Raw genomic sequence first — 25,290 nt, 5'->3', positions numbered from 1 at the left:
GGGAGCAAAGCTTGCTCCCACAGTTCCCCTCGCCGCGGGGCCATTTTGCGGCTCTGTTAAAGCGCCGCCAGGGTCTTGTCCTTGATCACCGTCGTCGGCCCGTTGGCCTTGACGCTGGCGATGCCCTTGTCTCGGGCGGCGTCCGATGAGTAGGCCTCGCTGCTGCCAATCACTTCGTGGTTGCCAGCCTTGAGGTTGAAATACGGATGGCCGTCCTTGGTGCTCTTGAGTTCGTAGCGTTCGGCCAACGGACTGTTTTTCTGTACCGAAGCGATGCCGCCGTCGGCACCGCTGCGGGTGGTGTAAAGCTCACTGGTCAAAATCGTCTCGGCGTTGGCCGCCTTGAGCACAAACCGAAACTGGCCGTTGCTGCTTTTGCTGATTTCGTACCATCCGGACATGATCGTTCTCCTGGGCGGTTAACATGCCCCGACAGTAAAGACCCGCTGCGCTTGTTCTGCCAGTCGGGCCCGCGGCGCCCTACAGGGTGATGGCCGTGCCCAGCAGCGTCAGGAACCCCGCCAACCAGTTCGGGTGCGCCGGCCAGGCCGGTGCGGTCGCCAGGTTGCCCTGGACGTGACCTTCGGTCACCGCAATGTCCATAAAAGTCCCGCCCGCCAGCCGCACTTCCGGGGCACACGCCGGGTAGGCGCTGCACTCGCGTCCATCCAGAATGCCCGCCGCCGCCAGCAATTGTGCGCCGTGGCACACCGCGGCAATCGGCTTACCCTCCAAATCGAAATCGCGCACCAATTGCAGGACTTTTTCATTCAGGCGCAGGTATTCCGGCGCACGACCGCCCGGCACCAGCAGCGCGTCGTAGTCGGCGGCCTCGACACTGGCGAAGTCTTGATTGAGGGCAAACAGATGCCCGGGTTTTTCGCTGTAGGTCTGGTCGCCCTCGAAGTCGTGGATCGCCGTGCGTACAGTCTGCCCGGCGGTCTTGTCCGGGCACACGGCGTGCACGGTGTGGCCGATCATCTGCAACGCCTGGAACGGCACCATCACTTCATAATCTTCGACGTAATCGCCGACCAGCATCAGAATTTTCTTTGCGGCCATGGGGTGGACTCCTTTGGGGATGCGTAAGTGGTCAACGCATTAAAGGTAGTCCGCAGTGTCGGCAGGCGAGCGATAACCCGCCATTACCTGACGGGCTGCATTAAATATAAGGTTGCGCAATATTCTGTGGGAGCGAGCCTGCTCGCGATTCAGGCGGCGCGGTGGTTCAGATACACCGTGTCATCGTTCAATCGCGAGCAGGCTCGCTCCCACAGGGGTTCGGTGCAGACAGTGCCACTGGCGCAGGTCAGGCGAGGTAACCGTCGGCCCGCAGCAGGGTTTCAAGGCAGTGCTCGGTGATATGGTAGAACGCCTTGAGCTCTTTGATCTTGGCCAGCAGCTCAGTCGGGTCGATCGGTTCGGCGCGTTTGACCGCCAGGATCATTTTGTTCTTGTTGGTGTGGTCCAGGGAGATGAACTCGAACACCTTGGTTTCGTAACCACACGCCTCCAGAAACAGCGCCCGCAGGCTGTCGGTGACCATTTCCGCCTGCTGGCCCAAGTGCAGACCGTATTGCAGCATCGGCTTGAGCAACGCCGGGCTCTGGATCTGCAGGCGGATCTGCTTGTGGCAGCACGGCGAGCACATGATGATCGAGGCGCCCGAGCGGATGCCCATATGAATCGCGTAATCGGTGGCGATGTCGCAGGCGTGCAAGGCGATCATCACATCCACCGCGCTCGGCGCCACGCTGCGTACGTCGCCGTGCTGGAAGCTCAAACCCGGATGCTCCAGCCGCGCAGCCGCTTCGTTGCACAGCTTGACCATGTCCTCGCGCAGCTCGACACCGGTTACCACACCTTCGGCCTGCAAGGTGTTGCGCAGGTAATCGTGGATGGCGAACGTCAAGTAGCCCTTGCCCGAACCGAAATCCGAGACCCGCACCGGTTTGTCCAGCGCCAGCGGCGAGGACGTCAGCGCATGGCTGAAGACTTCGATGAATTTGTTGATCTGCTTCCATTTGCGCGACATCGCCGCAATCAGCTCGTGCTTGTGGTTGGTCACACCCAGGTCGACCAGGAACGGCCGGCTCAGGTCAAGGAAACGGTTTTTTTCGCGGTTATGCTCGGCCGATGGCACTTCGCGCAATTGCTGGGGTTTGCTCTTGAACAGCGAACTCTTGCCCTTTTTGCTGTATTCGAGCTGTGCCTCGTCGGTGACCGCGAGCAAATGCGCATTCTTGAACGACGCCGGCAACAACGCGGCAATGGTTTGCACCCCTTCGGTCAACGGAAAATTCTTGGTGATGTCGCGGGTTTTGTAGCGATAAACGAAGGACAGGCATGGCTGGTCCTTGACCGTGAGCTGCTTGATGATCAGCCGCTGGAGGTCCGCTTCATCACCCGCGTACTTGGCCAGTACCAGTTTGATAAAAGCGTTCTGCTCGAGACTGGTTTGCAGCAGCTCAATGAACTGGGCGTGGTGATCCGGCACGGGACGGGCGGGAGTTGCGATTGCAGACATGGAAAAGCGGCCTCGGACGGGGCGGATCGGAAAAAAGGTATTTTAAGCTGCAAGCTGCAAGCTGCAAGCGGGACCTGTTGCCTGGCTTGTAGCTTGTAGCTTTCTCTACCCCAACACCACCAACCGATTTGGCAGCTCGTTGCGTTCGTGGGTCACCGGCACATGCACCTTGAGCAATTCGCCGCAGGCTTCGATGCAGCTCACAAAGCCCTGCAACGTCTGCCCCTGGCGAACCTGCTGGGTGAATGCCGCAACAATGGCATCCCAGCTCTTGTTGTCGAGTCGCTTGGAAATGCCTTCATCCACCAGGATTTCCACATACCGCTCGGCCTCGCAAACAAAGATCAACATCCCCGTGCTGCCGACGGTGTGGTGCAGGTTCTGTTCAAGAAACTGCCGGCGCGCCAGGTTGGAGGCCCGCCAGTGGCGCACGGAACGAGGGATCAGGCGGGTGGTGATTTGGGGAATGCGAAACACCAGGCACAGCACGATGAAGCTGGCCCATTGCACCAGCAGCAGGCTGTGCATGGTCAGCCAACCCGTGAGGTAATGCAGCACACCGGGCACCACCAGGGCCAGCAGGCTGGCCCACAGCAGCGGAATGTAGGCGTAGTCGTCAGCGCGGGCAGCAAGCACCGTGACCAGTTCGGCGTCGGTGTCCCGCTCGACCCGGGCGATGGCCTCGGCGACTTTGCGTTGTTCGTGTTCAGTCAGTAACGCCATGGTTAAAAGTACCTGCTCATTATTATTGTCACCAGCCGCCCGACGAACCGCCGCCCCCGAAACTGCCACCACCACCGCTGAAGCCGCCGCCGCTGGAACCACCGCCACCGCCGCCGCGAAAGCCTCCGCCGCCCGAGCCACTGGAACCGCCACTTCCCGACGGTAGGATACCGAGCATCTGACAAACGAATATCGTCAAAATAAACAGCATCACCAGGAATATGAACAGCCCTGGGTGGCGCTCGACGAAATCGCCCTGCTCCTGCCCGTCCGCACTGTACACCGGGGCCGGTTCGTCCAGCGGACTGCCGCCCAACACCACCAACATCGCCGCCACACCGTCGCTGATGCCTTTGTTGAAGTTGCCAGTCTTGAAGGCCGGGGTGATCACCTGATTGATGATCACCGAACTCTGGGCGTCGGTCAGGCGATCTTCCAGGCCATAACCCACTTCGATCCGCAGTTTGCGGTCATCCCGGGCCACGATCAGCAGCGCACCGTTGTTCTTATCCTTTTGCCCGATGCCCCAGTGGCGCCCCAGTTGATAGCCGAAGTCCTCGATGCTGGTGCCCTGCAGGTCCGCCAGCGTGACGACGACCACCTGTTCGCCGGTGGCCTGTTCGTGGGCCTTGAGCTGCGCATCCAGTTGCGCGCGCACCGAAGGTTCAAGCATCTGGGCGGTGTCCACCACCCGCCCGGTCAGTGCCGGGAAACTCAACTCGGCCTGGGCCGTGACTGCAAACACCCAGAGCAACAGCACCAGGCCAATTTTCAACACGCGCATTGGAACCTCATCCGTGGCAACCCCTTAGCTTGTGGAGCATTGATCAAAACTTCACTTCAGGCGCTTTTTCGGCGTTGGGGCTGGTGGCCTCGAAGGTTTCACGGACCGGCAGATCGCTGTACATCACGCTGTGCCACAGACGACCCGGGAAGGTGCGGATTTCGGTGTTGTACTTCTGCACCGCCAGGATGAAGTCGCGGCGGGCCACGGCGATGCGGTTCTCGGTACCTTCGAGTTGCGATTGCAACGCCAGGAAATTCTGGTTGGCCTTGAGGTCCGGGTAACGCTCGGACACCACCATCAGCCGGCTCAGCGCGCCGGTCAACTGGTCCTGGGCCTGTTGGAACTGCTTGAGTTTTTCCGGGTTATCCAGGGTCTTGGCATCGACCTGGATCGACGTGGCCTTGGCCCGCGCTTCAATCACTGCAGTCAGGGTTTCCTGCTCGTGCTGGGCATAGCCTTTGACGGTTTCCACCAGGTTGGGAATCAGGTCCGCGCGACGCTGGTATTGGTTCTGTACCTGGCCCCAAGCCGCCTTGGCCTGTTCGTCCAGGGTGGGAATGTTGTTGATACCGCAACCGGCCAGCAACGTGGTGAAAAGCATCAGGGCCAGCATTTTCAGGCGGGTGCGGTGATTCAGTCGTAGAGTCATCGGGTAAAGATCTCCTTTTGTATGACATTGGAAACATGGCCACCTATCTCACCGGCGTCTGGGGCATAATCTGCCGCGGCGTTGGATTGAATCGGATCGATGGGCTAAAAGATGCGCGGTGCGAAACTAAGTTCAGCCCCATGGGTTCGAAAGTGTGATGCATTTACCCAAACAACACCCGAACAACAATAGCTGCTCCACACATTTTGGCTGACCGGCGTGTACTGATCACCGCCCTTTAGGCTTGCGAGAAAACTATTCATGAAGAAGCTGTGTTTGCTGGGCCTGTTTGTCAGTCTGGCCAGTCAATGTGTATTAGCCGAAAACCTGCCAGCCCCCATAGAGAACAAGGACGCGTTCATCAGCAATCTGATGAAACAGATGACCCTCGAGGAAAAGATCGGCCAATTGCGCCTGATCAGCATCGGCCCGGAAATGCCCCGGGAGATGATCCGCAAGGAAATCGCCGCCGGTAACATCGGCGGCACGTTCAACTCCATCACCCGCGATGAAAACCGTCCGATGCAGGACGCGGCCATGCGCAGTCGGTTGAAGATCCCGATGTTCTTCGCCTATGACGTGATCCACGGCCACCGCACCATTTTCCCGATCCCCCTGGCCCTGGCTTCGAGCTGGGACATGGATGCGATCTACCATTCCGGCCGCATCGCCGCCCAGGAAGCCGCAGCCGACAGCCTGGACATCACCTTCGCGCCGATGGTCGATATTTCCCGTGACCCACGCTGGGGCCGGACTTCCGAAGGCTTTGGCGAGGACACCTACCTGGTGTCACGCATCGCCGGCGTGATGGTCAAGGCGTTCCAGGGCAACGGCGCCAACGCGGCCGACAGCATCATGGCCAGCGTCAAGCACTTCGCCCTGTACGGCGCGGTGGAAGGCGGCCGGGACTACAACACCGTGGACATGAGCCCGCTGAAAATGTACCAGGACTACCTGCCACCCTACCGCGCCGCCATCGACGCCGGCGCTGGCGGGGTGATGGTCGCGCTGAACTCCATCAACGGCGTGCCGGCCACCGCCAACACCTGGCTGATGAACGACCTGCTGCGCAAGGAATGGGGGTTCAAGGGCCTGGCGGTCAGTGACCACGGCGCCATCTTCGAACTGATCAAGCACGGCGTCGCCCGGGACGGTCGCGAAGCGGCGAAGCTGGCGATCAAGGCCGGTATCGACATGAGCATGAACGACTCGCTCTACGGCAAGGAGCTGCCTGGGCTGCTCAAATCCGGCGAGATCGAGCAGAGCGACATCGACAACGCCGTGCGGGAAGTGCTTGCGGCCAAATACGACATGGGCCTGTTCAAAGACCCGTACCTGCGCATCGGCAAGGCCCAGGACGACCCGGCCGACACCTACGCCGAAAGTCGCCTGCACCGCGCCGATGCCCGTGACGTGGCACGCCGAAGCCTGGTCTTGCTGGAAAACCACAACCAGACCCTGCCCCTGAAGAAGAGCGCAAAAATCGTCCTGGTCGGTCCGTTGGCCAAGGCACCGATTGACATGATGGGCAGTTGGGCCGCCGCCGGGCGTCCTGCGCAGTCGGTCACCTTGTTCGATGGCATGGCCCGCGCCCTGGGCGGCGAGTCGAAGCTGATCTACGCCCGTGGCGCCAACATCACCAGCGACAAGAAGGTACTTGATTACCTGAACTTCCTCAACTTCGACGCCCCGGAAGTAGTGGACGATCCACGCCCGGCCCAGGTGTTGATCGACGAAGCCGTGAAAGCCGCCAAGGAAGCCGATGTGGTGGTGGCCGCCGTGGGCGAATCCCGTGGCATGTCCCATGAATCATCGAGCCGTACCGAGCTGAACATCCCCTCCAGCCAGCGCGAGCTGATCAAGGCCTTGAAGGCCACCGGCAAACCGTTGGTGCTGGTGCTGATGAACGGCCGCCCACTGTCGCTGCTGGACGAAAAGCAGCAGGCCGACGCGATCCTGGAAACCTGGTTCAGCGGCACCGAAGGCGGCAACGCCATCGCCGACGTGCTGTTCGGCGACTACAACCCGTCGGGCAAACTGCCGATCACTTTCCCACGCTCGGTGGGGCAGATTCCGACCTACTACAACCACCTGAGCATCGGCCGGCCGTTCACGCCGGGCAAGCCGGGCAACTACACCTCGCAATACTTCGATGACACCACAGGCCCGCTCTACCCGTTCGGCTATGGCCTGAGCTATACCGAGTTCAGCCTGTCGGACATGGCCCTGTCGTCCACCACGCTGAACAAGACCGGCAAGCTCGACGCCAGCGTGACCGTGGAAAACACCGGCAAGCGTGACGGCGAAACCGTGGTGCAGTTGTACATCCAGGACGTGACTGGCTCGATCATTCGCCCGGTGAAAGAACTGAAAAATTTCAGCAAGGTGATGCTCAAGGCCGGCGAGAAGAAAGTCGTCCACTTCACCATCACCGAGGACGACCTGAAGTTCTTCAACGCCCAGCTCAAATACGCCGCTGAACCGGGCAAGTTCAACGTGCAGATCGGCCTGGATTCCCAGGATGTGAAGCAGCAGAGTTTTGAGTTGCTCTGACCCTCAAAAGATCGCAGCCTCGTTGCACTCGTCAGCTCCTGCAGGGAAAGGTGATCACCTGTAGGAGCTGCCGAAGGCTGCGATCTTTTTCAGCCCCGCCGATCCAACAAATTCACCACCAACCGATCCACCCACCCCCACAACCGCTGCTTGACCCGCTTCCACAGCGGCCGGCGCTGCCAGGCTTCGAGGCTGACTTGCAGGCTCTGGGCGAAGTCCCGTTCGAAACTCGCCGCCACCGCGCTGCTGAGCCCGGAATCGAGGGCTTCCAGGTTGGCTTCCAGGTTAAAGCGCAGGTTCCAGTGATCGAAATTGCAGGAGCCGATGCTGACCCATTCGTCCACCAGCACCATCTTCAGGTGCAGGAAACACGGTTGGTATTCGAATATCTTCACCCCGGCCTTGAGCAACCGCGGGTAATAACGGTGCCCGGCGTAGCGCACGGACGGGTGATCGGTGCGCGGGCCGGTCAGCAGCAGGCGTACGTCAATGCCCCGGGCCGCGGCCTTGCGCAAGGAACGGCGCACGTTCCAAGTCGGTAGGAAATACGGGGTCGCCATCCAGATCCGTTTCTGGCCGCTGTTCAGTGCCCGGGACAGCGATTGCAGAATGTCGCGATGCTGGCGGGAGTCGGCATAGGCCACTCGGGCCATGCCCTCGCCCACCGGCGGAACGCGAGGCAAGCGTGGCAAACCGAAGTTGGAAGCCGGCTTCCAGGCGCGGCGATGATGGTTGGCGAGCCACTGGCGATCAAACAGCAACTGCCAATCCAGCACCAGCGGGCCGACGATCTCCACCATCACTTCGTGCCACTCGCAGCTGTCATCGAGGGGGTTCCAGAATTCATCGGTCACCCCGGTGCCGCCGACCACCGCCAGGCGTTGGTCCACCAATAACAGCTTGCGGTGGTCACGGTAGAGATTGCGTACCCAGCGGCGCCAGCTCAGGCGATTGTAGAAGCGCAGTTCGACGCCGGCCTCGGTCAGGCGGTTGCGCAGGCTCAGGGTAAACGCCAGGCTGCCGTAGTCATCGAACAGGCAACGCACCCGAACACCGCGCTCGGCGGCCTGGACCAGTGCCAGGACCATCGCCTCGGCACAGGCCCCCGCCTCCACCAGGTACAGCTCCAGTTCGACCTGCTCCCGGGCGCGGGCAATTTCCACCAGCATGCGTGGGAAGAACTGCGGACCATCGATCAACAGCTCGAAGCGATTGCCTTCGCGCCAGGGAAATACCGGGCCGCTCATGTCAGCGCGCCGTAAAAATCAGCACCGCATTCACCGGCACCGAGAGGCTGATGGCCGACAACCCAGCCAGGTTTCGCAGCGTTTCCAACCCCGGCGCCAGATCGAAATCCGCCGCGTTGAGCACCACCGGCTCCAGGGTCACGACTTGAAAGCGGCGTTCATCCAGGCGGGTCGCCAGCAGTTCAACGTTGTATTCATGCTGCTTGCCGTGCAGGTTCACCGTCAGCGGCAGGCGCAATTCCAATTGCGCACCGCTGGCCAGGTCCTGGATGGGCGCCAGATCGATCTGCGCGCTGATGGTGGCTTCGGCAAACTGCTTGATCTCGAACAGCTCGGCCCGCATGCGTTCGTCCCGCAGGGGGATGCCGCTGTTAATCGAGTCCAGCTCCACTTCCAGGCGCGCCACCCCGTTGGGCTGGACTTGACCATGAAGCACCAGAAATCGCTGGACCTCGGAAACATTGCCGTTTTTGCTGCTGATGAACGACAGCCGTGACGATTCGCCGTCCAGGTACCAGTCGGCCTGGGCCGGCAGCGCAGCGCAGGCCAGCAGCAAGGTCGCAACAGCGTGAGAGAGAGACCGCTTGAACATACACACTCGGGGGAAGATAAACCTGTGGCGAACCTTAACCGCGCCGAGGGCGCTTGCAAACCTTCTGTTTCAACAGCAGCCCAGGAACACAAGATCCTGTGGCGAGGGGCCGCTTTCGGATTACGGCTCCAACCGACACCCCTGCCGCGTCCCCACCCATTGCGCGCTGTTGGTACGCCCCAACCCGGTGACGGTGATGCGTTTCGCTTCGGGGGTTTCGAAAAAATGGCTGATGGATACCGATTGCTTCACGTAACCGCGGCAATAGTCGGCCGGTTGCTGCATTACGTAGCGGCACGAGCAATATTCCTTGGCGGTGTAGGCACTGATGATGTCGGGGAAAGCCCGCAGCGCCACCCGTTCGAACCAGCCCCAGCTGAGCAGAGCGATAAAAAGCCCCAATAATAGGGTCAACAACAGTCTGCGCCTCATGGCTGTACCGTCCCGGCGAATGCCGCCACGGCTCGTTTGAGCAGTTCGTTGTGGCTATAGCTGCCGTCGCGGTCATCCCCGTAGCGCACGATCACCAGCCTGGCGCTGGGGATGATGTACAACGCCTGGCCCCAGTGGCCCAGCGCAGCGAACGTATCCGTCGGTGCATCGGGCCAGGGGCGGATGGCCGGATCGGCGGCGCGGTTGAGCCACCAATGGCCGCCAGGCACGGCTTCGTCCTGGCCGGCCTGGAACCGGGCGAAGGGCTCGCGATTGAACGCGACCCAGTCCTGGGGGATCAGTTGCCGATCGCCCCAGCGTCCGTCCCGTTGCATCAACAACCCCACGCGCGCCAGGTCCCGAGCCGTGAGATAGGCATAGGACGATCCAACGAAGGTCCCACTGGCATCGGTTTCCCAGGTGGCGTGACGGATGCCCAGCGGATCGAACAGGGCCGTCCAGGGGTAATCGGGATAACGCGCCGGGCCGACGATGTTTTTCAGCGCGGCGGCCAGCAGGTTGCTGTCGCCGCTGGAATAACGGAACGCCTGCCCCGGCGGGCTGTAGCTTTCATGCTGAGCGGTGAACGCCGCCATGTCGCGGCGTCCCCGGGTATAAAGCATCGCCACCACCGAGGAGTTGAGCGGTGCGTATTCGTAGTCCTCCTGCCAGTCCAGGCCCGAGGCCCAGTGGAAAAGATCGGCGAGGGTCATGCTCGGGTACTTGCTCAGGGCTGGGTAATACCTGACGACTGGATCCTGCAGCCCAAACAGCTTTTCACCGTAGGCCACGCCGAACACCGTCGCCATCAGGCTTTTGCTGATGGACCAGGTCAAGTGCGGGGTGTCGGCGGTGGTTGGCCCGGCGTAGCGTTCGTAGACCAGTCGACCGTCCTGGATCACCAGCAGCGCGTCGGTACGGATGCCTTGGCGGGTGGCATCGTCCCGAAGTGGGAAGGCGTATTGCTCCAGGGCTTCGATGGCCGGCCCGGTGGGGGTCGGGCCGGTTGGCCACTGCTCGCCGGGCCAGTCTTCAGCGTGGGCACTCAGGGTGAGCAGCAGGAGCGGGATCAGGAACCAGCCTTTGAACATGCTTGGGCCTCGCAGGATTGAACCTGCTGAGCTTAGGCAGGCTTGATGACAGTTTCAGTGCCTGTGTCGACAGTACCGACGCCATCGCGGGCAAGCCTTGCCCGCGATGAGGGCCCTCAAATCAATGAAGATCCCAACGCCTTGGCCAACCGCTTGGCCCGTGCCCCCGCCGCCATTTCCATCACGGTTTTATCCCGCGTCCACATTTCGCGCCACGACGCAGGCCCGGCCGCCAAGGCGCCGTTCAGTTCGTCTTCGAGCCCGTTGAGCTGGGCGAACAACCCGCCCAGCAGCACATGCCCGGCAGCGCTGGACGGGTTGTGGCGGCTCACTTCTGCGCAACCTGCCAGCAACGCCAGCAGGCGCAACTGCAAAGCCTGGGGCCAGTCGCATTCCTGCCCCACGCCATATAGCCATGCGGTCATGGCGCTGAGTACATAAAGGTCTTCCAGGGTACGGAACGGTTTGACATACGCATCCCAGCCATCCCCCGCCAGCAACTCGCACAGCGCGCCGTCGAGCAATACCCGGCCATGGCTGATGTCTGGCATCAAGGTAATGGCCGGCAGTTTTTCCAGGGTCACGCCGGGCTCGCCGGGATAGACCACCGCCAGGTTCAGCTGCGGCGTTTCCCCGGGCGCTTCGCTGCGGGCGGCGATCAACAGCCATTCAGCGGCGTCGCCGGCGGTGACGAAATCCTTACGCCCGCTCAGGCGCAAATCGATGAGGCGAGTCTGCATGTCCGCCGGGCGCAGGCTGCGTTGTTCGGTGGCACACAAGGCACCGAGGCTTTGAGGCGCGCTCGGCCAAAGCACCCGCAGCGCCGCCTGATACCCCACCAGAAACGCCAGCCCCGGCGTTGCCATTAAACGAGCCCCGGCCACGGCCAACTCGAATGGCGTGACCGGCCCCAGGCGTTGCAACAAGGTCGCATAACCCTCGGCCAGGTCCGGTTGGGCGGCTAGGCGTTCGCCGCGTTCGATCAGGGTTTGCCAGGGCATGGGAGGCTCCTTGTGGGCTGTCACATAAGCATCACCAAAGCTTCATGGCGATGACACCGGGGCTACATAGCCTGACTTTGCACAACATGGCTGCATAAAGAAAGTCGATTGGCTCACCCCAAGACGGGTGCACAGCCCGCACGGAGATTCGCTATGACTCAGATCGCCCGCATCAGCGACACCGGCAATGAACGCCGCCTGCAAGCCGAACGCCTGATTGGCGCCAACGCTCTGCAAGAAGCACAGGCCCTGCGCTTCAACGTCTTCAGCGGCGAATTCAACGCCAAGCTCAAAGGCGCGGAAGTGGGTCTGGACATGGATGATTATGATGTTCACTGCGCCCACATCGGCGTACGCGACCTGAACACCGGCCGTCTCGTAGCGACCACCCGCCTGCTCGACCACCAGGCCGCCAGCAGCCTGGGCCGGTTCTACAGCGAAGAAGAATTCAGCCTCCATGGCCTGGTCCATCTCAAGGGCCCGATCCTGGAAATCGGCCGCACCTGCGTCGACCCGGCCTACCGCAACGGCGGCACCATCGCGGTGCTCTGGGGCGAACTGGCCGAGGTATTAAACGAAGGCGGCTACAGCTACCTGATGGGTTGCGCAAGCATTCCGATGCAGGATGGCGGTATTCAGGCCCAGGCGATCATGCAGCGCCTGCGCGAACGCTACCTGTGCACCGAACACCTGCAAGCCGTGCCGAAAAAACCGTTGCCGAGCCTGGATGTGCCGTCCAACGTCATCGCCGAAATGCCGCCGCTGCTCAAGGCCTACATGCGCCTGGGGGCGAAGATTTGCGGCGAGCCGTGCTGGGACGAGGATTTCCAAGTGGCCGACGTGTTCATCCTGCTCAAGCGCGACGAGCTCTGCCCGCGCTACGCCCGCCACTTCAAGGCGGCAGTGTGATGAGTCGGTTGCGGGTGTACGCGCGTATCGCGCGAGTGCTGCTGGTGGTCGCGCTGGGCTTGAGCATGGCCTGCCTGTTCGGTCTGTTCGAACGCCTGGGCGTCGCCAACTCCATGGTGCGCCGCCAGCGCTGGTCGCGATTCTTCATGGCGCGGCTGAGCAATGCCCTGCCCTTTTGCGTGACCGTCCACGGCCAACTGCCGCAAAAGCCGATGCTGTGGGTCAGCAACCATGTGTCCTGGACCGACATCCCGCTGCTGGGCATGATCACGCCGCTGTCGTTCCTGTCCAAGGCCGAAGTGCGCACCTGGCCGGTGGCCGGATGGCTGGCGGCCAAGGCTGGCAGTTTGTTTATCCGTCGCGGCTCGGGTGATAGCCAGTTGATCCGCAAGCAGATGAGCCGCCATCTGGAACAGGCCCATTCGCTGCTGATGTTTCCCGAAGGGACCACCACCGATGGCCGCTCCCTGCGTACCTTTCATGGTCGCCTGTTGTCGGCCGCCATCGATGCTGATGTGGCGTTGCAGCCGGTGGCGATCCGTTACCTGCGCAATGGTGAGCCTGATTCGCTGGCACCGTTCATTGGCGATGATGACTTGCTGTCGCACCTGATGCGGCTGTTTGCCCACGACCGCGGTGACGTGCACATCTATATGCTGCAGCCGATCGCCTGCCACGGCCAGGAGCGCGCGGCCCTGGCGTTCCAGGCGCAACAGGCGGTGCACAAGGCGTTGTTCGGCAAAATCCCGGAAAAGCAGCAAGCCCCGATGCGACCTGCAATCGCGGCCTGACCCGTGTCTCTATGAGGCCCCCTGTGGGAGCGAGCCTGCTCGCGATAGCGGTTTGTCAGTCAGCTGATTCTTGACTGCCAGGCCCTCATCGCGAGCAGGCTCGCTCCCACATTTGATCTTCAGCAGCCACAAGATCCAGCCCTCACATCACCCCCGCCGTATTGTTTGGCTCAACGCAAAATCCTGGAGCTGCGGGTAGAACAACCGGAAGTCCTCGCTCAACGGTTCATAGAGTTTGATCAGCTCTTGCATCGCTCCGGCCAGTTCCTGTGGCCGGGACAGGCGTCGAGAAATGACTCGCAGCACTTGCCCAATCACTTCGAATTCCCGGTAGGAGCCGAGCCAGTCATCGGCGGCCATATAAGGTGCAATTTGCGCCAGGCGTCCCGGCAGCTGCGGTTCGGCCGCGAGCACCCGGTACACCTGGGAAGTGAACTCCACCAGCGGCCCTTCGCCGTACAGCGTCCAGTCCCGGGCCAGGCAGTGATCGAAAAACACGTCCAGCACGATCCCGGCATAGCGCCGCCGCACCGTGGAAAACCGCGACAGGGCGATGTCCACCAGCGGATGGCGGTCGGTGTACGTGTCGATGCGCCGATGCACGGCAATCGCCGCTTCGATCTGCGGATCGTACTGCCCTTGCAGCGGCCCTTTGACGAAGTCGCCGTAGAGGCTGCCGAGCAGTTGTTCCCGGCCAGGGCCGCCGAGGTGCAGGTGTGCGAGATAGTTCATGACGCGCAGCTTAGCACTGCAGCGCCAATATCGTTATAACCCGATATAGCGATTTGTTCGGCATTCAGATCAAATACATATTGGTATATCGCGAAATAACGATTTAAGGTTCGCCTCATCGCGATACAGCGTTTTACTCATCATGAGCTGCCCACCATGCCCCTCGACCTCGACGAAATAATAAAAGCCCTGGCGCACCCAGTAAGGCGAGACATCCTCAACTGGCTCAAAGACCCCAAGGTCCAGTTCCCCGAACAGTTGCACAACCATGAATTCGGCATTTGCGCCGGGCAGATCGACCAGCGTTGCGGCCTGTCGCAGTCCACGGTTTCGGCCCACCTGGCGGTGTTGCAACGAGCGGGGCTAATCAGCAGCCAGAAGGTCGGGCAATGGCACTTCTTCAAACGCAACGAGGAAGTGATTCAGCAGTTCCTCAAGCAAATGAGCCAAGAGCTCTGATCTGACAAGGACCTACCATGCCCCTCTCACTTCTCATCCTGGCCTTGAGTGCCTTCGCCATCGGCACCACCGAGTTCGTCATCATGGGGCTGTTGCCCGATGTGGCGGCCGACCTGGGTGTGTCGATACCCGGTGCCGGCTGGCTGGTGACCGGCTATGCCCTAGGCGTGGCCATTGGTGCACCGTTCATGGCCCTGGCCACCGCCCGGCTGCCGCGCAAGGCCGCCCTGGTGGCGCTGATGGGGATTTTCATCATCGGCAACCTGCTCTGCGCCATCGCCAGCGACTACAACGTGCTGATGTTCGCCCGGGTTGTCACCGCCCTGTGCCACGGGGCGTTCTTCGGCATCGGCTCGGTGGTGGCCGCCGGCCTGGTTGCGCCCAACAAGCGCGCCTCGGCCGTGGCCCTGATGTTCACCGGCCTGACCCTGGCCAACGTACTTGGCGTGCCTCTGGGCACCGCGCTGGGCCAGGAAGCCGGCTGGCGTTCGACGTTCTGGGCGGTGACCGTCATTGGCGTGATTGCCCTGATTGGCCTGATCCGCTTCTTGCCGGCCAAGCGCGATGAAGAAAAACTCGACATGCGTTCGGAACTGGTGGCGCTCAAGGGTGCAGGTTTGTGGCTGTCCCTGAGCATGACCGCGCTGTTCTCCGCCTCGGTGTTCACCCTGTTCACCTACGTCGCCCCACTGCTGGGGGAAGTCACCGGCGTGTCGCCCCGTGGCGTGACCTGGACCCTGGTGCTGATCGGCCTGGGCCTGACCCTGGGCAACATCATCGGCGGCAAGCTGGCGGACAAGAGCCTGGCGAATACGCTGATGGGCGTTTTCATCACCATGGCTGTGGTGTCCACCGTCCTGAGTTGGACCAGCGTTGCGTTGATTCCCACTGAAATCACCCTATTCCTCTGGGCCACCGCCTGCTTCGCCGCTGTGCCGGCCCTGCAAGTCAACGTGGTGACCTTCGGCAAAGCCGCGCCGAACCTGGTTTCCACCCTGAACATCGGCGCCTTCAACATCGGTAACGCCCTGGGCGCCTGGGTCGGCGGCAGCGTCATCGATCACGGCCTGGGCCTGACCACCGTGCCCCTGGCCGCCGGTGCATTGGCCGTACTGGCGCTGCTGGTCACCCTGATCACTTTCCGCCAGGGCGGCAATGCCGACCTGGCACCCGCCACTCACTGACTTTTAACCCTTCACTTTCGAGGTTGTAATTCATGACGACTATTTTCGATCCGATCAAACTGGGCGACATCGAGCTGAAAAACCGCATCATCATGGCTCCGCTCACCCGCTGCCGCGCCGACGCAGGTCGCGTGCCCAACGCGCTGATGGCCGAGTACTACGTGCAGCGCGCCTCCGCCGGCCTGATCCTCAGCGAAGCAACCTCGGTAACGCCGATGGGTGTGGGCTACCCGGACACCCCAGGCATCTGGTCCAACGATCAGGTGCGCGGCTGGAGCAACGTGACCAAGGCGGTCCACGGCGCCGGCGGCAAGATTTTCCTGCAACTGTGGCACGTGGGCCGGATCTCTCACCCTTCGTACCTGAACGGCGAAACGCCGGTGGCGCCGAGCGCCATCCAGCCCAAAGGTCACGTCAGCCTGGTGCGTCCGCTGGCCGATTACCCGACACCGCGCGCACTGGAAAGCGCTGAGATCGCCGACGTAATCGATGCCTACCGCGTCGGTGCCGAGAACGCCAAGGCAGCCGGTTTCGACGGCGTTGAAATCCACGGGGCCAACGGTTACCTGCTCGACCAGTTCCTGCAAAGCAGTACTAACCAGCGCACCGACAACTACGGCGGCTCCCTGGAAAACCGTGCGCGCCTGTTGCTGGAAGTGACCGACGCGGTCATCGAAATCTGGGGTGCCGGCCGGGTCGGCGTGCACCTGGCACCACGCGCCGACTCCCATGACATGGGCGACGAGAACTGCCTGGAAACCTTCAGCTACGTGGCTCGCGAGCTGGGCAAGCGTGGCATCGCCTTCATCTGCTCTCGCGAGAAAGAAGGCGACGACAGCATCGGCCCGCAACTCAAGCAAGCCTTCGGCGGCCCGTACATTGCCAACGAACGCTTCACCAAGGACAGCGCCAATGCCTGGCTGGCCGAGGGCAAGGCTGATGCAGTCGCCTTCGGTATCCCGTTCATTGCCAACCCGGACCTGCCAGCACGCTTGAAGGCCGACGCACCGCTGAACGCGCCTCACCCGGAAACGTTCTATGGAAAAGGGCCGGTGGGATACATCGACTACCCGGTACTTTGATACCCCATTGAAATAACAAAGCCCTGCCTTGAAAGAGCCAGGGCTTTTTTATTCGATTTAATATTCGGTCAAACATCCGAACTTCCTAAAACCCGTTCAACGGGTCATATTAAGTTCTACAACAAGACGGACCATCTTGTCGACCAACAACCAATGAAAGCATTATTTAAAAGGATTTAATAATGAACAACGTTACTGCGAACACTGATCAAGGCGACCAGAGTTTTTATGGAAAAATTCTTTCTCAATTCAATTACGCCCCCCTGACTGTCCTGTACAAATTCATGGAATCGCTCGACACGCAAGAATACATGGAGGTGCTCAGGGCCATGATGGAAAAGGCCAGGCGGAACGAAGATATCAACAAGCAGATTCACGCCTGGGAACAAGAGAGGCTTCGCCCAAACCGAACCCGCTTCGTTGTAAAGCTAATCAACCATACCGATAAGTCTTTTGCCGTGGGTAATAACAACCTCAACTTGAATACAGACGAACAGCATTTCATCAGCATCGTCCCTTGGGACATACAGACCTTGAAGTTCGATTTAACTTACGCCAGGCGATTAGGCAACCCAAGCAAAGATATATTCAAGCACTTTATTATGTTCGGCGACCAAGACCTCGGATTCCGCTTTGACTTCGGTTTGCGCGTCAATACTTCTTTCGGTGTTATTTCGCCGACGCTGACGCCCGTGCAAACACACAAAGTGACCTCTGTCGGCGCGACACCCATTAAATGCATAACCCGGATCACTCATGCGGCGAGTGAAGAACCCTACAGCTTTACCGTGGAAATCGTACTGAGCTGAAAATCGGCCCCGTCAGGTACGTCTGGCGGGGCACCTGCCTGCCCGTTCGGGTCACCTTGTCGGCCGGATTGCTCACACACCTTCACAAGCGCGAAACAAATTTCCTACAAAGTTCACCATCGATTGCCTATCAACCACGGCAGCGTCCGTTTATAAAAGCGCTCTTAGGCGCCTAGCGTGAGCGATTAGCCCTGCTACATTAATCTCACGTATTGACACAAACCGACGCAATTACGCATTTTGTTTCATTTGCGCAGACTAGGGCTCAGGTGCAGCATGTCCAGCCCGATATCCACCCAGCGCTCGGCCTCAGTGGCCAGTGCGAAGCTCTCGGGGGCCAGCAGCCACTGATACAAAATACCGTCGATGTAGGCGTGAATAGCGACCGCCGCTCTTTCGGGATCCAGATCATCCAGCAACTGGCCGCGCTTCATCGCATTGCGCAACGACAGCACGATACGTACATTGCAGTCGAGGCTGACCTCGCGCCGCTGCTGGCGCAGATCGCACATTTCATCGGTGAATTCGCACTTATGGAACAGAATCTCATTAATGCGTCGGGTTTTCGGGTCCAGGGTCACCTGTTGAAACAACTGCACCAGCAGCTTGCGAATACAGCCGAGCGGGTCAAGCTCCTCTTCACTCTCACTGGCGCGGGCCAGCTCATCGAGCGGCTCGTTCAGCGTATCAAGCAGGGCCTGGAGCAGATCCGCCTTGTTGCTAAAATGCCAGTAGATGGCGCCGCGCGTCACACCGGCCAGCGTCGCGATGTCGGCCAGCGTCGTTCGGGCCACGCCCCGTTCGAAAAAGGCTTTTTCGGCCGCTTCAAGTATCTGGCTGCGAGTCTCCAGGGCTTCCTCTTTGGTTCGACGGACCATGGCAGTAAACACCTCAATCAGGATGCATCAGCAGTGCTAAAGGAAATATGAGGCAACGTCTCTCGGACGCGTCCCCGACCTACAGGGGCCTTTATCTGGCTTTTGTAAACTCGGATGGTACGCAATTTGGCTGTTTACAAACAGCCATGAATGTAAGTATATTTCTTAGCAAGCTACTAATTGAATAAAGCCCCCTTTTTAACCTTCACCTTTTCGAGTGCGCCTGTTGCGCGCCTGCACCCGAGGACTTCCATGCAATTCAAGCCAGCTGTTACCGCCCTGGTTACCGCCATCGCCCTGGCATCGCTGCTCAGCGGATGCAAAAAGGAAGAAGCGGCACCGCCCCCCCCAACCCCTCAGGTCGGCGTCGTAACTCTCAAGACCCAGCCTTTCACCCTGACGTCAGAGCTTCCAGGCCGCACCACTGCGTTCCGTGTCGCGGAAGTTCGCCCACAGGTCGATGGCATTGTCCTCAAACGTCTGTTCAAGGAAGGCGCTGACGTCAAGGCCGGCCAGCAGCTGTACCAGATCGACCCGGCCGTGTACGAAGCGACCCTCAAAAGCGCCGAAGCCAGCCTGCGGTCCACCAAGTCGATTACCGATCGCTACAAGCAACTGGTGGACGAAGAGGCTATCAGTCGCCAGGAATACGACACCGCCGTGGCCAACCGCCTGGAGTCGGAAGCCAGCCTGCAATCCGCCCAGATCAATATGCGCTACACCAAGGTCTACGCGCCGATTTCCGGTCGTATCGGCCGCTCTTCGGTGACCGAAGGTGCGCTGGTGAGCAACGGCCAGTCCGACGCCATGGCGACCATCCAGCAACTGGACCCGATCTACATCGACGTGACGCAGAGTTCGGTCGAGCTGCTGCAACTGCGTCGCGAGCTGCAAAGCGGCCGCTTGCAGAAGGCCGGCGACAACGCCGCCATGGTCAAGCTGACCCTGGAAGACGGCAGCCAATACCCGCTCGAGGGTAAGCTGGAGTTCTCCGAAGTGTCAGTCGACCAGTCCACCGGTTCCGTGACCTTGCGCGCCGTGTTCCCCAACCCGGAACACACCCTGCTGCCGGGCATGTTTGTCCACGCGCAGTTGCAGGCAGGTGTGAACAGTGCGGCGATTCTCGCGCCGCAGCAAGGCGTGACCCGCGACCTTAAAGGCATGCCAACCGCCCTCGTCGTGGGCCCGGACAACAAGGTTGAACTGCGTCAGCTCAAGGCCAGCCGCACCGTCGGCAGCCAGTGGCTGATCGAAGACGGGCTCAAGGCCGGTGATCGCCTGATCACCGAAGGGCTGCAGTACGTACGGCCAGGGGCTGAAGTCAAAGCCACCGAGGCGACCAACGTTGATGCCAAAAACCCGGCCCCCGCTCAGGCAGCTGATAAAGCAGCCAGCGGCAAAGGGGAGTAAACCATGTCGAAATTTTTTATCGACCGTCCGATTTTCGCCTGGGTTATCGCCCTGGTGATCATGCTGGTCGGGGCTCTATCGATCCTTAAATTGCCGATCAACCAATACCCGAGCATTGCACCTCCGGCCATTGCCATCTCGGTGACCTACCCAGGCGCGTCCGCACAAACCGTGCAGGACACCGTGGTGCAGGTCATCGAGCAGCAGCTCAACGGTATCGACAACCTGCGTTATGTCTCCTCGGAAAGTAACTCCGACGGCAGCATGACCATCACCGCGACCTTCGAGCAAGGCACCAACTCCGATACCGCGCAGGTCCAGGTCCAGAACAAACTTAACCTGGCCACCCCGCTGCTGCCGCAAGAAGTGCAGCAACAGGGCATCCGCGTGACCAAGGCAGTGAAAAACTTCCTGATGGTGATCGGCGTGGTGTCGCGTGACGGCAGCATGTCCAAGGACGACCTGTCCAACTACATCGTGTCCAACATGCAGGACCCGATCTCGCGCACCGCCGGTGTCGGTGACTTCCAGGTCTTCGGTGCCCAGTACGCGATGCGGATCTGGCTCGACCCGGCCAAGCTGAACAACTACAGCCTGACCCCGTTGGACGTGGAAAACGCCATCACCGCGCAGAACGTTCAGGTTTCGTCCGGTCAGCTCGGCGGCCTGCCTGCGGTGCCCGGCCAGCAACTGAACGCGACCATCATCGGCAAGACCCGCCTGCAGACCGCCGAGCAATTCAAGGCGATTCTGCTCAAGGTCAACTCGGACGGCTCGCAAGTGCGCATCGGTGACGTGGCCGATGTGGCCCTGGGTGGTGAAAGCTACAGCACCAGCGCCCAGTTCAACGGCTCCCCAGCCTCGGGGCTGGCGGTAAAACTGGCCAACGGTGCCAACGCCCTCGACACCGCCAAGGCCCTGCGCAAGACCATCGACGACCTCAAGCCGTTCTTCCCGCAAGGTCTGGAAGTGGTGTTCCCGTATGACACCACCCCTGTGGTGAGCGAATCGATCAAGGGCGTGGTAGAAACCCTGGTCGAAGCGGTCGTGCTGGTGTTCCTGGTGATGTTCCTGTTCCTGCAGAACTTCCGCGCCACCATCATCACCACGATGACCGTGCCGGTGGTACTGCTCGGTACCTTTGGGATCCTCGCGGCATTCGGTTTCAGCATCAACACCCTGACCATGTTCGGCATGGTGTTGGCCATCGGCTTGTTGGTGGACGACGCCATCGTCGTGGTGGAAAACGTCGAACGGGTGATGAGCGAAGAAGGCCTGTCGCCCAAGGAAGCCACCAAGAAATCCATGGGCCAGATCCAGGGTGCCCTGGTGGGTATCGCCCTGGTGCTCTCGGCGGTACTGCTGCCGATGGCGTTCTTCAGCGGCTCCACCGGTGTGATCTACAAGCAGTTCTCCATCACCATCGTCTCGGCCATGGCCCTGTCGGTCATGGTTGCGCTGATCTTCACCCCGGCCCTGTGCGCCACCATGCTCAAGGCTATCCCGAAAGGCGAGCACGGCACGCCGAAACGCGGCTTCTTCGGCTGGTTCAACCGCAACTTCGACCGTGGCGTCAGAAGCTACGAGCGCGGTGTGGGCAACATGCTCAAGCACAAAGCCCCGTACCTGCTGGCCTACGTGATCATCTTGGTCGGCATGGTCTGGCTGTTCACCCGCATTCCTACGGCGTTCCTGCCGGAAGAAGACCAGGGCGTGTTGTTTGCCCAGGTTCAGACACCGGCCGGCTCCAGCGCCGAGCGTACCCAGGCGGTGGTGGACAAGATGCGTGAGTTCCTGCTGCGTCCGAGCAAGGACGGCGGCGAAGCCGATGCCGTGGCCTCGGTGTTCACCGTAAACGGCTTCAACTTCGCCGGTCGCGGCCAGAGCTCCGGCATGGCATTTATCATGCTCAAGCCGTGGGACGAGCGTAACGCCCACAACAGCGTTTCCCAGCTCGCGACTCGCGCCCAGCAGCACTTCTTCAGCTTCCGCGACGCGATGGTGTTCGCCTTCGCCCCGCCAGCGGTAATGGAGTTGGGTAACGCCACCGGTTTCGACGTGTACTTGCAGGACCGCGCCGGCCTCGGCCACGATCAGTTGATGCAAGCCCGTAACCAGTTCCTGGGCATGGCCTCTCAAAGCAAGATCCTGTCCCAAGTGCGTCCGAACGGCCTGAACGACGAACCGCAATACCAGCTGGAAATCGATGACGAGAAAGCCAGCGCGCTGGGCCTCACCCTCTCGGACATCAACGACACCCTGTCGATTGCCCTGGGCAGTAGCTATGTGAACGACTTCATCGACCGTGGTCGGGTGAAGAAGGTCTACATACAAGGCCAACCGAGTGCTCGCATGAGCCCGGAAGACCTGCAGAAGTGGTACGTACGCAACAGCGCCGGGACCATGGTGCCATTCAGCGCGTTCGCCAAGGGCGAGTGGATCTACGGCTCGCCAAAACTGGCCCGTTACGACGGCGTGGAGGCGATGGAAATCCTGGGTACCCCGGCGCCGGGTTACTCCACCGGCGAAGCCATGGCCGAAGTTGAAGCCATTGCCAAGAAACTGCCGGCCGGTGTGGGTATTTCCTGGACGGGCCTGTCCTACGAGGAACGTCTGTCAGGCTCCCAGGCGCCAGCGTTGTACGCCTTGTCGCTGCTGATGGTATTCCTGTGTCTGGCGGCGCTGTATGAAAGCTGGTCAATTCCGATCGCGGTCATGCTCGTGGTGCCGCTGGGGATCATCGGTGCCCTGCTGGCTACCAGCCTGCGTGGCCTGTCCAACGACGTGTACTTCCAGGTGGGCCTGTTGACAACCATCGGTCTGGCGGCGAAAAACGCCATTCTGATCGTGGAATTCGCCAAGGAACTTCACGAACAGGGCCGGACCCTGACGGAAGCCGCCATTGAAGCTTGTAGGATGCGTCTGAGGCCGATCATCATGACATCCCTGGCGTTCGTCCTCGGCGTGGTACCGCTGGCAATTTCCACCGGTGCCGGCTCGGGCAGCCAGCACGCCATCGGTACCGGTGTGATCGGCGGTATGTTGACCGCCACCATCCTGGCGATTTTCTGGGTGCCATTGTTCTTCGTGACCGTGTCGTCGATGGGCCGTCGCAAAAATGTCGACCAGGATGACACTACTGAAACTACTAAAGAGGCTGGCCAATGAGCAAGTCGCTACTTTCTCTGACCATCGCTGCCGTCGTGCTTAGCGGCTGCTCGCTGATCCCCGACTATCAGCGGCCCGAAGCGCCGGTGGCAGCGCAATACCCGCAAGGGCCGGCGTACGACCCGGCCAAGGCGGCCGAGCAGTCGGCCGCCGAGCAGGGCTGGAAACAGTTTTTCCATGATCCGGCGCTGCAACAGCTGATCCAGCTATCCCTGGAAAACAACCGCGACCTGCGTGTCGCGGTGCTGAACATCGATGCCTATGCCGCGCAATACCGCATCCAGCGGGCGGACCTGTTCCCGTCGGTCTCGGCCACCGGTTCCGGCAGCCGCCAGCGAACGCCGGCACGGTCTTCGCAGACTGGTGAAACAACCACCAGCGGTACCTACTCGGCGACTCTGGGCATCAGCTCCTATGAACTGGACCTGTTCGGCCGGGTTCGCAGCCTGACCGAGCAATCGCTGCAAAGCTACTTCGCCACAGAAGAAGCCCGCCGCAGCACTCAGATCAGCCTGGTGGCCAGCGTTGCCAATGCCTACCTGACCTGGCAGGCCGACAGGGAATTGCTCAAGCTGACCCAGGAAACCCTGGCCGCTTATGAGAAAAGCTTCAAGCTGACCTCCCGCAGCGCCGAAGTCGGCGTGTCCTCGGCCCTGGACCTGGCCCAGTCCCGCACCTCGGTGGAAAACGCCCGCGTGCAACTGGCGACCTACACCCGCCAGGTCGCCCAGGACGAAAACAGCCTGGTCTTGCTGCTGGGCACCGGTCTGCCGGCCAACCTGACCCCTCGACCGCTCAGCGATGACCTGCTGAGCGAAGTGCCGGCCGGGCTGCCGTCGGACCTGCTGCAACGTCGTCCCGACATTCTCGAGGCCGAACGCAACCTGCTGGCCGCCAACGCCAACATCGGCGCCGCGCGGGCCGCGTTCTTCCCGAGCATCAGCCTGACGGCCAACGCCGGTACCATGAGCCCGGACCTGTCCGGCTTGTTCAAGGGCGGCTCGGGCACCTGGACCTTTGCTCCGGAGATCAACATCCCGATTTTCAATGCCGGGAACCTGCGGGCAAGCCTCAATTACGCCAAAATCCAGAAAGACATCAATGTCGCGGATTACGAGAAGGCGATTCAGACGGCGTTCCAGGAAGTCTCCGATGGCTTGGCCGCGCGCCGGACCTACAACGAACAGTTGCAGGCCCAGACCGCCTACGTCGCCTCCAACCAGGACTACTACCGCCTGGCCGAGCGGCGCTACCGCATCGGCGTCGACAGCAACCTGACCTTCCTCGACGCCCAACGCCAGTTGTTCAGCGCCCAACAATCGCTGATCTCCGACCGCCTCTCGCAATTGACCAGCGAGGTCAATCTGTACAAGGCACTCGGCGGTGGCTGGAACACCAACACGGGCAAGAACGAACCGGTGAAAGACAAAGCGCCGGAGACAACACTGTTCTGATTACGCTTGAACGCTGAAACACGAAGCCCACCGAAAGGTGGGCTTTTTGTTTCTGAGCACCTTAACACCGGCCTTTGTGGGAGCAAGGCTTGCCCGCGATGAAGACGATGCGGTCTTTCAGAAATCGAGGCGCCTGTTTCGCGAGCAAGCTTTGCTCCCACAGCCCAGCATGGGATAAATCCCACTTGGCTAACGCGGGTCGACGATATCCAGTGCACGATTGGCCAGCAACTCACTCAACTCGATCATCTGCGCCACGCCCAGCGCGACATGCCGCCGGGAGCCTTCCAGGTCGAACGCCAGATCGCTGAGCATGGCATTGGCCGAGGCCAGGGTTTCGCTGAGATTGGCCAGCAAACACTCGGTGTCGATGGTATCGATGACGGTGAAGACTTGTGTGGATGAGGTCTTGGTTTGGGGATGGGTGCCGAGATGGAAATCGAGTGCTCGGTCTGCGGCCTCCTGGAGCTTGGCCGGGTCGGGGTCGTTGTAGGGGAAAGTGGATCCAGGCGCTGGGGGATTAGGTGTTTCTTTGATCATGATGGTGCTCCTAACGAAAATGAGAGTCGCCAGCATCACTTGCAGATGATAGGTGGCAGCTGTATGCGGGTCTGCAAGACCGAGTCGTTAGGCAACCTCGGCAGACCCGAAGGTCTCCCGCACACAGCCACCATAAAACGATGGCACCAAAAAGCGCCATGGATTATAGGGGCGCGGCTAGGCGCCTAACAAATTCGGCGGGCTTGCAGTCCCGGTCGCTGAATGGGCAGCGACCCGAACAAGCTAGAGATACCGCTTCCGAGCAGCAACCT

At 60.8% G+C, this 25,290-nt stretch carries 24 protein-coding genes; 10 read left to right on the top strand and 14 right to left on the bottom strand.

Annotated elements, in window-relative coordinates:
* Positions 1–56 precede the first annotated feature (56 nt).
* The 6 genes from ACA047_RS07590 to ACA047_RS07565 all read right to left on the bottom strand — a co-directional run bounded on the left by ACA047_RS07590 (position 57) and on the right by ACA047_RS07565 (position 4,686).
* Positions 57–401: a YegP family protein gene (locus ACA047_RS07590; protein WP_497358075.1), complete on the bottom strand. Its 345-nt coding sequence runs from the start codon at positions 399–401 to the stop codon at positions 57–59.
* A gap of 79 nt (positions 402–480) precedes the next feature.
* Positions 481–1,062 carry a DJ-1/PfpI family protein gene (locus ACA047_RS07585; RefSeq protein WP_497358074.1) on the bottom strand — a complete coding sequence of 194 codons (582 nt, stop codon included), beginning with the start codon at positions 1,060–1,062 and terminating at the stop codon, positions 481–483.
* 247 nt (positions 1,063–1,309) lie between these two features.
* Positions 1,310–2,527, bottom strand: coding sequence for a class I SAM-dependent methyltransferase (locus ACA047_RS07580; RefSeq protein WP_497358073.1), 1,218 nt, complete (start codon positions 2,525–2,527; stop codon positions 1,310–1,312).
* 105 nt (positions 2,528–2,632) lie between these two features.
* Complete coding sequence (locus ACA047_RS07575) at positions 2,633–3,250, bottom strand: TPM domain-containing protein (RefSeq protein WP_497358072.1); 618 nt, start codon at positions 3,248–3,250, stop codon at positions 2,633–2,635.
* Positions 3,251–3,278: 28 nt separating this feature from the next.
* Complete coding sequence (locus tag ACA047_RS07570; RefSeq protein ID WP_497358070.1) at positions 3,279–4,034, bottom strand: TPM domain-containing protein; 756 nt, start codon at positions 4,032–4,034, stop codon at positions 3,279–3,281.
* A gap of 43 nt (positions 4,035–4,077) precedes the next feature.
* Complete coding sequence (locus ACA047_RS07565; RefSeq protein WP_497358068.1) at positions 4,078–4,686, bottom strand: LemA family protein; 609 nt, start codon at positions 4,684–4,686, stop codon at positions 4,078–4,080.
* A gap of 261 nt (positions 4,687–4,947) precedes the next feature.
* Here ACA047_RS07565 and bglX point away from each other — a divergent pair, with 261 nt between their 5' ends.
* The gene (bglX, locus tag ACA047_RS07560) at positions 4,948–7,239 is read left to right on the top strand and encodes a beta-glucosidase BglX (RefSeq protein WP_497358066.1); all 2,292 of its coding nucleotides are present in this window, start codon (positions 4,948–4,950) and stop codon (positions 7,237–7,239) included.
* A gap of 89 nt (positions 7,240–7,328) precedes the next feature.
* On the opposite strand, the gene ACA047_RS07555 is transcribed toward bglX, so the two are convergent.
* The 5 genes from ACA047_RS07555 to ACA047_RS07535 form a co-directional block, all read right to left on the bottom strand.
* On the bottom strand, positions 7,329–8,486 hold the full coding sequence (locus tag ACA047_RS07555; RefSeq protein WP_497358064.1) for a phospholipase D-like domain-containing protein: 1,158 nt from the start codon (positions 8,484–8,486) through the stop codon (positions 7,329–7,331).
* Between the two features lies 1 nt (position 8,487).
* On the bottom strand, positions 8,488–9,078 hold the full coding sequence (locus tag ACA047_RS07550; protein ID WP_497358062.1) for a YceI family protein: 591 nt from the start codon (positions 9,076–9,078) through the stop codon (positions 8,488–8,490).
* Between the two features lie 120 nt (positions 9,079–9,198).
* Positions 9,199–9,510: an amidase gene (locus ACA047_RS07545; protein ID WP_497358060.1), complete on the bottom strand. Its 312-nt coding sequence runs from the start codon at positions 9,508–9,510 to the stop codon at positions 9,199–9,201.
* Positions 9,507–10,601: a serine hydrolase domain-containing protein gene (locus tag ACA047_RS07540; protein WP_497358058.1), complete on the bottom strand. Its 1,095-nt coding sequence runs from the start codon at positions 10,599–10,601 to the stop codon at positions 9,507–9,509. The genes ACA047_RS07545 and ACA047_RS07540 overlap by 4 nt, the downstream gene beginning before the upstream one ends.
* A gap of 116 nt (positions 10,602–10,717) precedes the next feature.
* Complete coding sequence (locus tag ACA047_RS07535) at positions 10,718–11,602, bottom strand: acyl-CoA dehydrogenase middle domain-containing protein (RefSeq protein ID WP_497358056.1); 885 nt, start codon at positions 11,600–11,602, stop codon at positions 10,718–10,720.
* A gap of 153 nt (positions 11,603–11,755) precedes the next feature.
* Between ACA047_RS07535 and olsB the strand changes: the two genes are divergently transcribed.
* Together olsB and ACA047_RS07525 are read left to right on the top strand one after the other, a co-directional pair.
* Entirely contained in the window at positions 11,756–12,511 is a 756-nt protein-coding gene (gene olsB / locus ACA047_RS07530; RefSeq protein ID WP_497358054.1) for an L-ornithine N(alpha)-acyltransferase, read from the top strand.
* Positions 12,511–13,302, top strand: a complete 792-nt coding sequence (locus ACA047_RS07525; protein WP_497358052.1) for a lysophospholipid acyltransferase family protein — start codon at positions 12,511–12,513, stop codon at positions 13,300–13,302. Before olsB ends, ACA047_RS07525 begins: the two co-directional genes overlap by 1 nt.
* A gap of 147 nt (positions 13,303–13,449) precedes the next feature.
* On the opposite strand, the gene ACA047_RS07520 is transcribed toward ACA047_RS07525, so the two are convergent.
* Complete coding sequence (locus ACA047_RS07520; protein ID WP_497358050.1) at positions 13,450–14,034, bottom strand: acyl carrier protein phosphodiesterase; 585 nt, start codon at positions 14,032–14,034, stop codon at positions 13,450–13,452.
* A 156-nt stretch (positions 14,035–14,190) separates the two neighbouring features.
* Between ACA047_RS07520 and ACA047_RS07515 the strand changes: the two genes are divergently transcribed.
* The 4 genes from ACA047_RS07515 to ACA047_RS07500 all read left to right on the top strand — a co-directional run bounded on the left by ACA047_RS07515 (position 14,191) and on the right by ACA047_RS07500 (position 17,568).
* Positions 14,191–14,493 (top strand): ArsR/SmtB family transcription factor, encoded by a 303-nt coding sequence (locus ACA047_RS07515; protein WP_283556134.1) that lies wholly within the window; start codon positions 14,191–14,193, stop codon positions 14,491–14,493.
* A gap of 17 nt (positions 14,494–14,510) precedes the next feature.
* Positions 14,511–15,677: an MFS transporter gene (locus ACA047_RS07510; RefSeq protein WP_497358048.1), complete on the top strand. Its 1,167-nt coding sequence runs from the start codon at positions 14,511–14,513 to the stop codon at positions 15,675–15,677.
* Positions 15,678–15,709: 32 nt separating this feature from the next.
* Positions 15,710–16,759: an alkene reductase gene (locus ACA047_RS07505; protein ID WP_497358046.1), complete on the top strand. Its 1,050-nt coding sequence runs from the start codon at positions 15,710–15,712 to the stop codon at positions 16,757–16,759.
* 182 nt (positions 16,760–16,941) lie between these two features.
* On the top strand, positions 16,942–17,568 hold the full coding sequence (locus ACA047_RS07500; RefSeq protein ID WP_497358044.1) for a hypothetical protein: 627 nt from the start codon (positions 16,942–16,944) through the stop codon (positions 17,566–17,568).
* Between the two features lie 245 nt (positions 17,569–17,813).
* Here ACA047_RS07500 and ACA047_RS07495 read toward each other — a convergent pair whose 3' ends face one another.
* Complete coding sequence (locus tag ACA047_RS07495; protein ID WP_497358042.1) at positions 17,814–18,446, bottom strand: TetR family transcriptional regulator; 633 nt, start codon at positions 18,444–18,446, stop codon at positions 17,814–17,816.
* 252 nt (positions 18,447–18,698) lie between these two features.
* Between ACA047_RS07495 and ACA047_RS07490 the strand changes: the two genes are divergently transcribed.
* The 3 genes from ACA047_RS07490 to ACA047_RS07480 are packed head-to-tail and all read left to right on the top strand — an operon-like array spanning position 18,699 to position 24,478.
* Complete coding sequence (locus ACA047_RS07490) at positions 18,699–19,856, top strand: efflux RND transporter periplasmic adaptor subunit (protein WP_497358040.1); 1,158 nt, start codon at positions 18,699–18,701, stop codon at positions 19,854–19,856.
* A 3-nt stretch (positions 19,857–19,859) separates the two neighbouring features.
* Complete coding sequence (emhB, locus tag ACA047_RS07485) at positions 19,860–23,024, top strand: efflux RND transporter permease subunit EmhB (protein ID WP_497358038.1); 3,165 nt, start codon at positions 19,860–19,862, stop codon at positions 23,022–23,024.
* Positions 23,021–24,478: an AdeC/AdeK/OprM family multidrug efflux complex outer membrane factor gene (locus ACA047_RS07480; protein ID WP_497358036.1), complete on the top strand. Its 1,458-nt coding sequence runs from the start codon at positions 23,021–23,023 to the stop codon at positions 24,476–24,478. Before emhB ends, ACA047_RS07480 begins: the two co-directional genes overlap by 4 nt.
* A 189-nt stretch (positions 24,479–24,667) precedes the next feature.
* On the opposite strand, the gene ACA047_RS07475 is transcribed toward ACA047_RS07480, so the two are convergent.
* Positions 24,668–25,018, bottom strand: a complete 351-nt coding sequence (locus ACA047_RS07475) for a DUF6124 family protein (protein ID WP_497358034.1) — start codon at positions 25,016–25,018, stop codon at positions 24,668–24,670.
* Positions 25,019–25,290 lie beyond the last annotated feature (272 nt).

The organism is Pseudomonas sp. LBUM1664, assembly GCF_059695895.1.
Note: the sequence above shows the minus strand (reverse complement) of the source record. Positions and strands in the feature narration are given on the sequence as shown.

Bases quoted from the DNA above. Each gene is read 5' to 3' on its own strand.
- ACA047_RS07550 (WP_497358062.1), bottom strand. From the start codon at position 9,078: ATGTTCAAGCGGTCTCTCTCTCACGCTGTTGCGACCTTGCTGCTGGCC.
- ACA047_RS07515 (WP_283556134.1), top strand. From the start codon at position 14,191: ATGCCCCTCGACCTCGACGAAATAATAAAAGCCCTGGCGCACCCAGTA.
- ACA047_RS07510 (WP_497358048.1), top strand. From the start codon at position 14,511: ATGCCCCTCTCACTTCTCATCCTGGCCTTGAGTGCCTTCGCCATCGGC.
- ACA047_RS07540 (WP_497358058.1), bottom strand. From the start codon at position 10,601: ATGTTCAAAGGCTGGTTCCTGATCCCGCTCCTGCTGCTCACCCTGAGT.
- ACA047_RS07505 (WP_497358046.1), top strand. From the start codon at position 15,710: ATGACGACTATTTTCGATCCGATCAAACTGGGCGACATCGAGCTGAAA.
- ACA047_RS07585 (WP_497358074.1), bottom strand. From the start codon at position 1,062: ATGGCCGCAAAGAAAATTCTGATGCTGGTCGGCGATTACGTCGAAGAT.
- ACA047_RS07475 (WP_497358034.1), bottom strand. From the start codon at position 25,018: ATGATCAAAGAAACACCTAATCCCCCAGCGCCTGGATCCACTTTCCCC.
- ACA047_RS07535 (WP_497358056.1), bottom strand. From the start codon at position 11,602: ATGCCCTGGCAAACCCTGATCGAACGCGGCGAACGCCTAGCCGCCCAA.
- emhB (WP_497358038.1), top strand. From the start codon at position 19,860: ATGTCGAAATTTTTTATCGACCGTCCGATTTTCGCCTGGGTTATCGCC.
- bglX (WP_497358066.1), top strand. From the start codon at position 4,948: ATGAAGAAGCTGTGTTTGCTGGGCCTGTTTGTCAGTCTGGCCAGTCAA.
- olsB (WP_497358054.1), top strand. From the start codon at position 11,756: ATGACTCAGATCGCCCGCATCAGCGACACCGGCAATGAACGCCGCCTG.
- ACA047_RS07500 (WP_497358044.1), top strand. From the start codon at position 16,942: ATGAACAACGTTACTGCGAACACTGATCAAGGCGACCAGAGTTTTTAT.
- ACA047_RS07490 (WP_497358040.1), top strand. From the start codon at position 18,699: ATGCAATTCAAGCCAGCTGTTACCGCCCTGGTTACCGCCATCGCCCTG.
- ACA047_RS07525 (WP_497358052.1), top strand. From the start codon at position 12,511: ATGAGTCGGTTGCGGGTGTACGCGCGTATCGCGCGAGTGCTGCTGGTG.
- ACA047_RS07520 (WP_497358050.1), bottom strand. From the start codon at position 14,034: ATGAACTATCTCGCACACCTGCACCTCGGCGGCCCTGGCCGGGAACAA.
- ACA047_RS07570 (WP_497358070.1), bottom strand. From the start codon at position 4,034: ATGCGCGTGTTGAAAATTGGCCTGGTGCTGTTGCTCTGGGTGTTTGCA.
- ACA047_RS07480 (WP_497358036.1), top strand. From the start codon at position 23,021: ATGAGCAAGTCGCTACTTTCTCTGACCATCGCTGCCGTCGTGCTTAGC.
- ACA047_RS07545 (WP_497358060.1), bottom strand. From the start codon at position 9,510: ATGAGGCGCAGACTGTTGTTGACCCTATTATTGGGGCTTTTTATCGCT.
- ACA047_RS07495 (WP_497358042.1), bottom strand. From the start codon at position 18,446: ATGGTCCGTCGAACCAAAGAGGAAGCCCTGGAGACTCGCAGCCAGATA.
- ACA047_RS07565 (WP_497358068.1), bottom strand. From the start codon at position 4,686: ATGACTCTACGACTGAATCACCGCACCCGCCTGAAAATGCTGGCCCTG.
- ACA047_RS07575 (WP_497358072.1), bottom strand. From the start codon at position 3,250: ATGGCGTTACTGACTGAACACGAACAACGCAAAGTCGCCGAGGCCATC.
- ACA047_RS07590 (WP_497358075.1), bottom strand. From the start codon at position 401: ATGTCCGGATGGTACGAAATCAGCAAAAGCAGCAACGGCCAGTTTCGG.
- ACA047_RS07580 (WP_497358073.1), bottom strand. From the start codon at position 2,527: ATGTCTGCAATCGCAACTCCCGCCCGTCCCGTGCCGGATCACCACGCC.
- ACA047_RS07555 (WP_497358064.1), bottom strand. From the start codon at position 8,486: ATGAGCGGCCCGGTATTTCCCTGGCGCGAAGGCAATCGCTTCGAGCTG.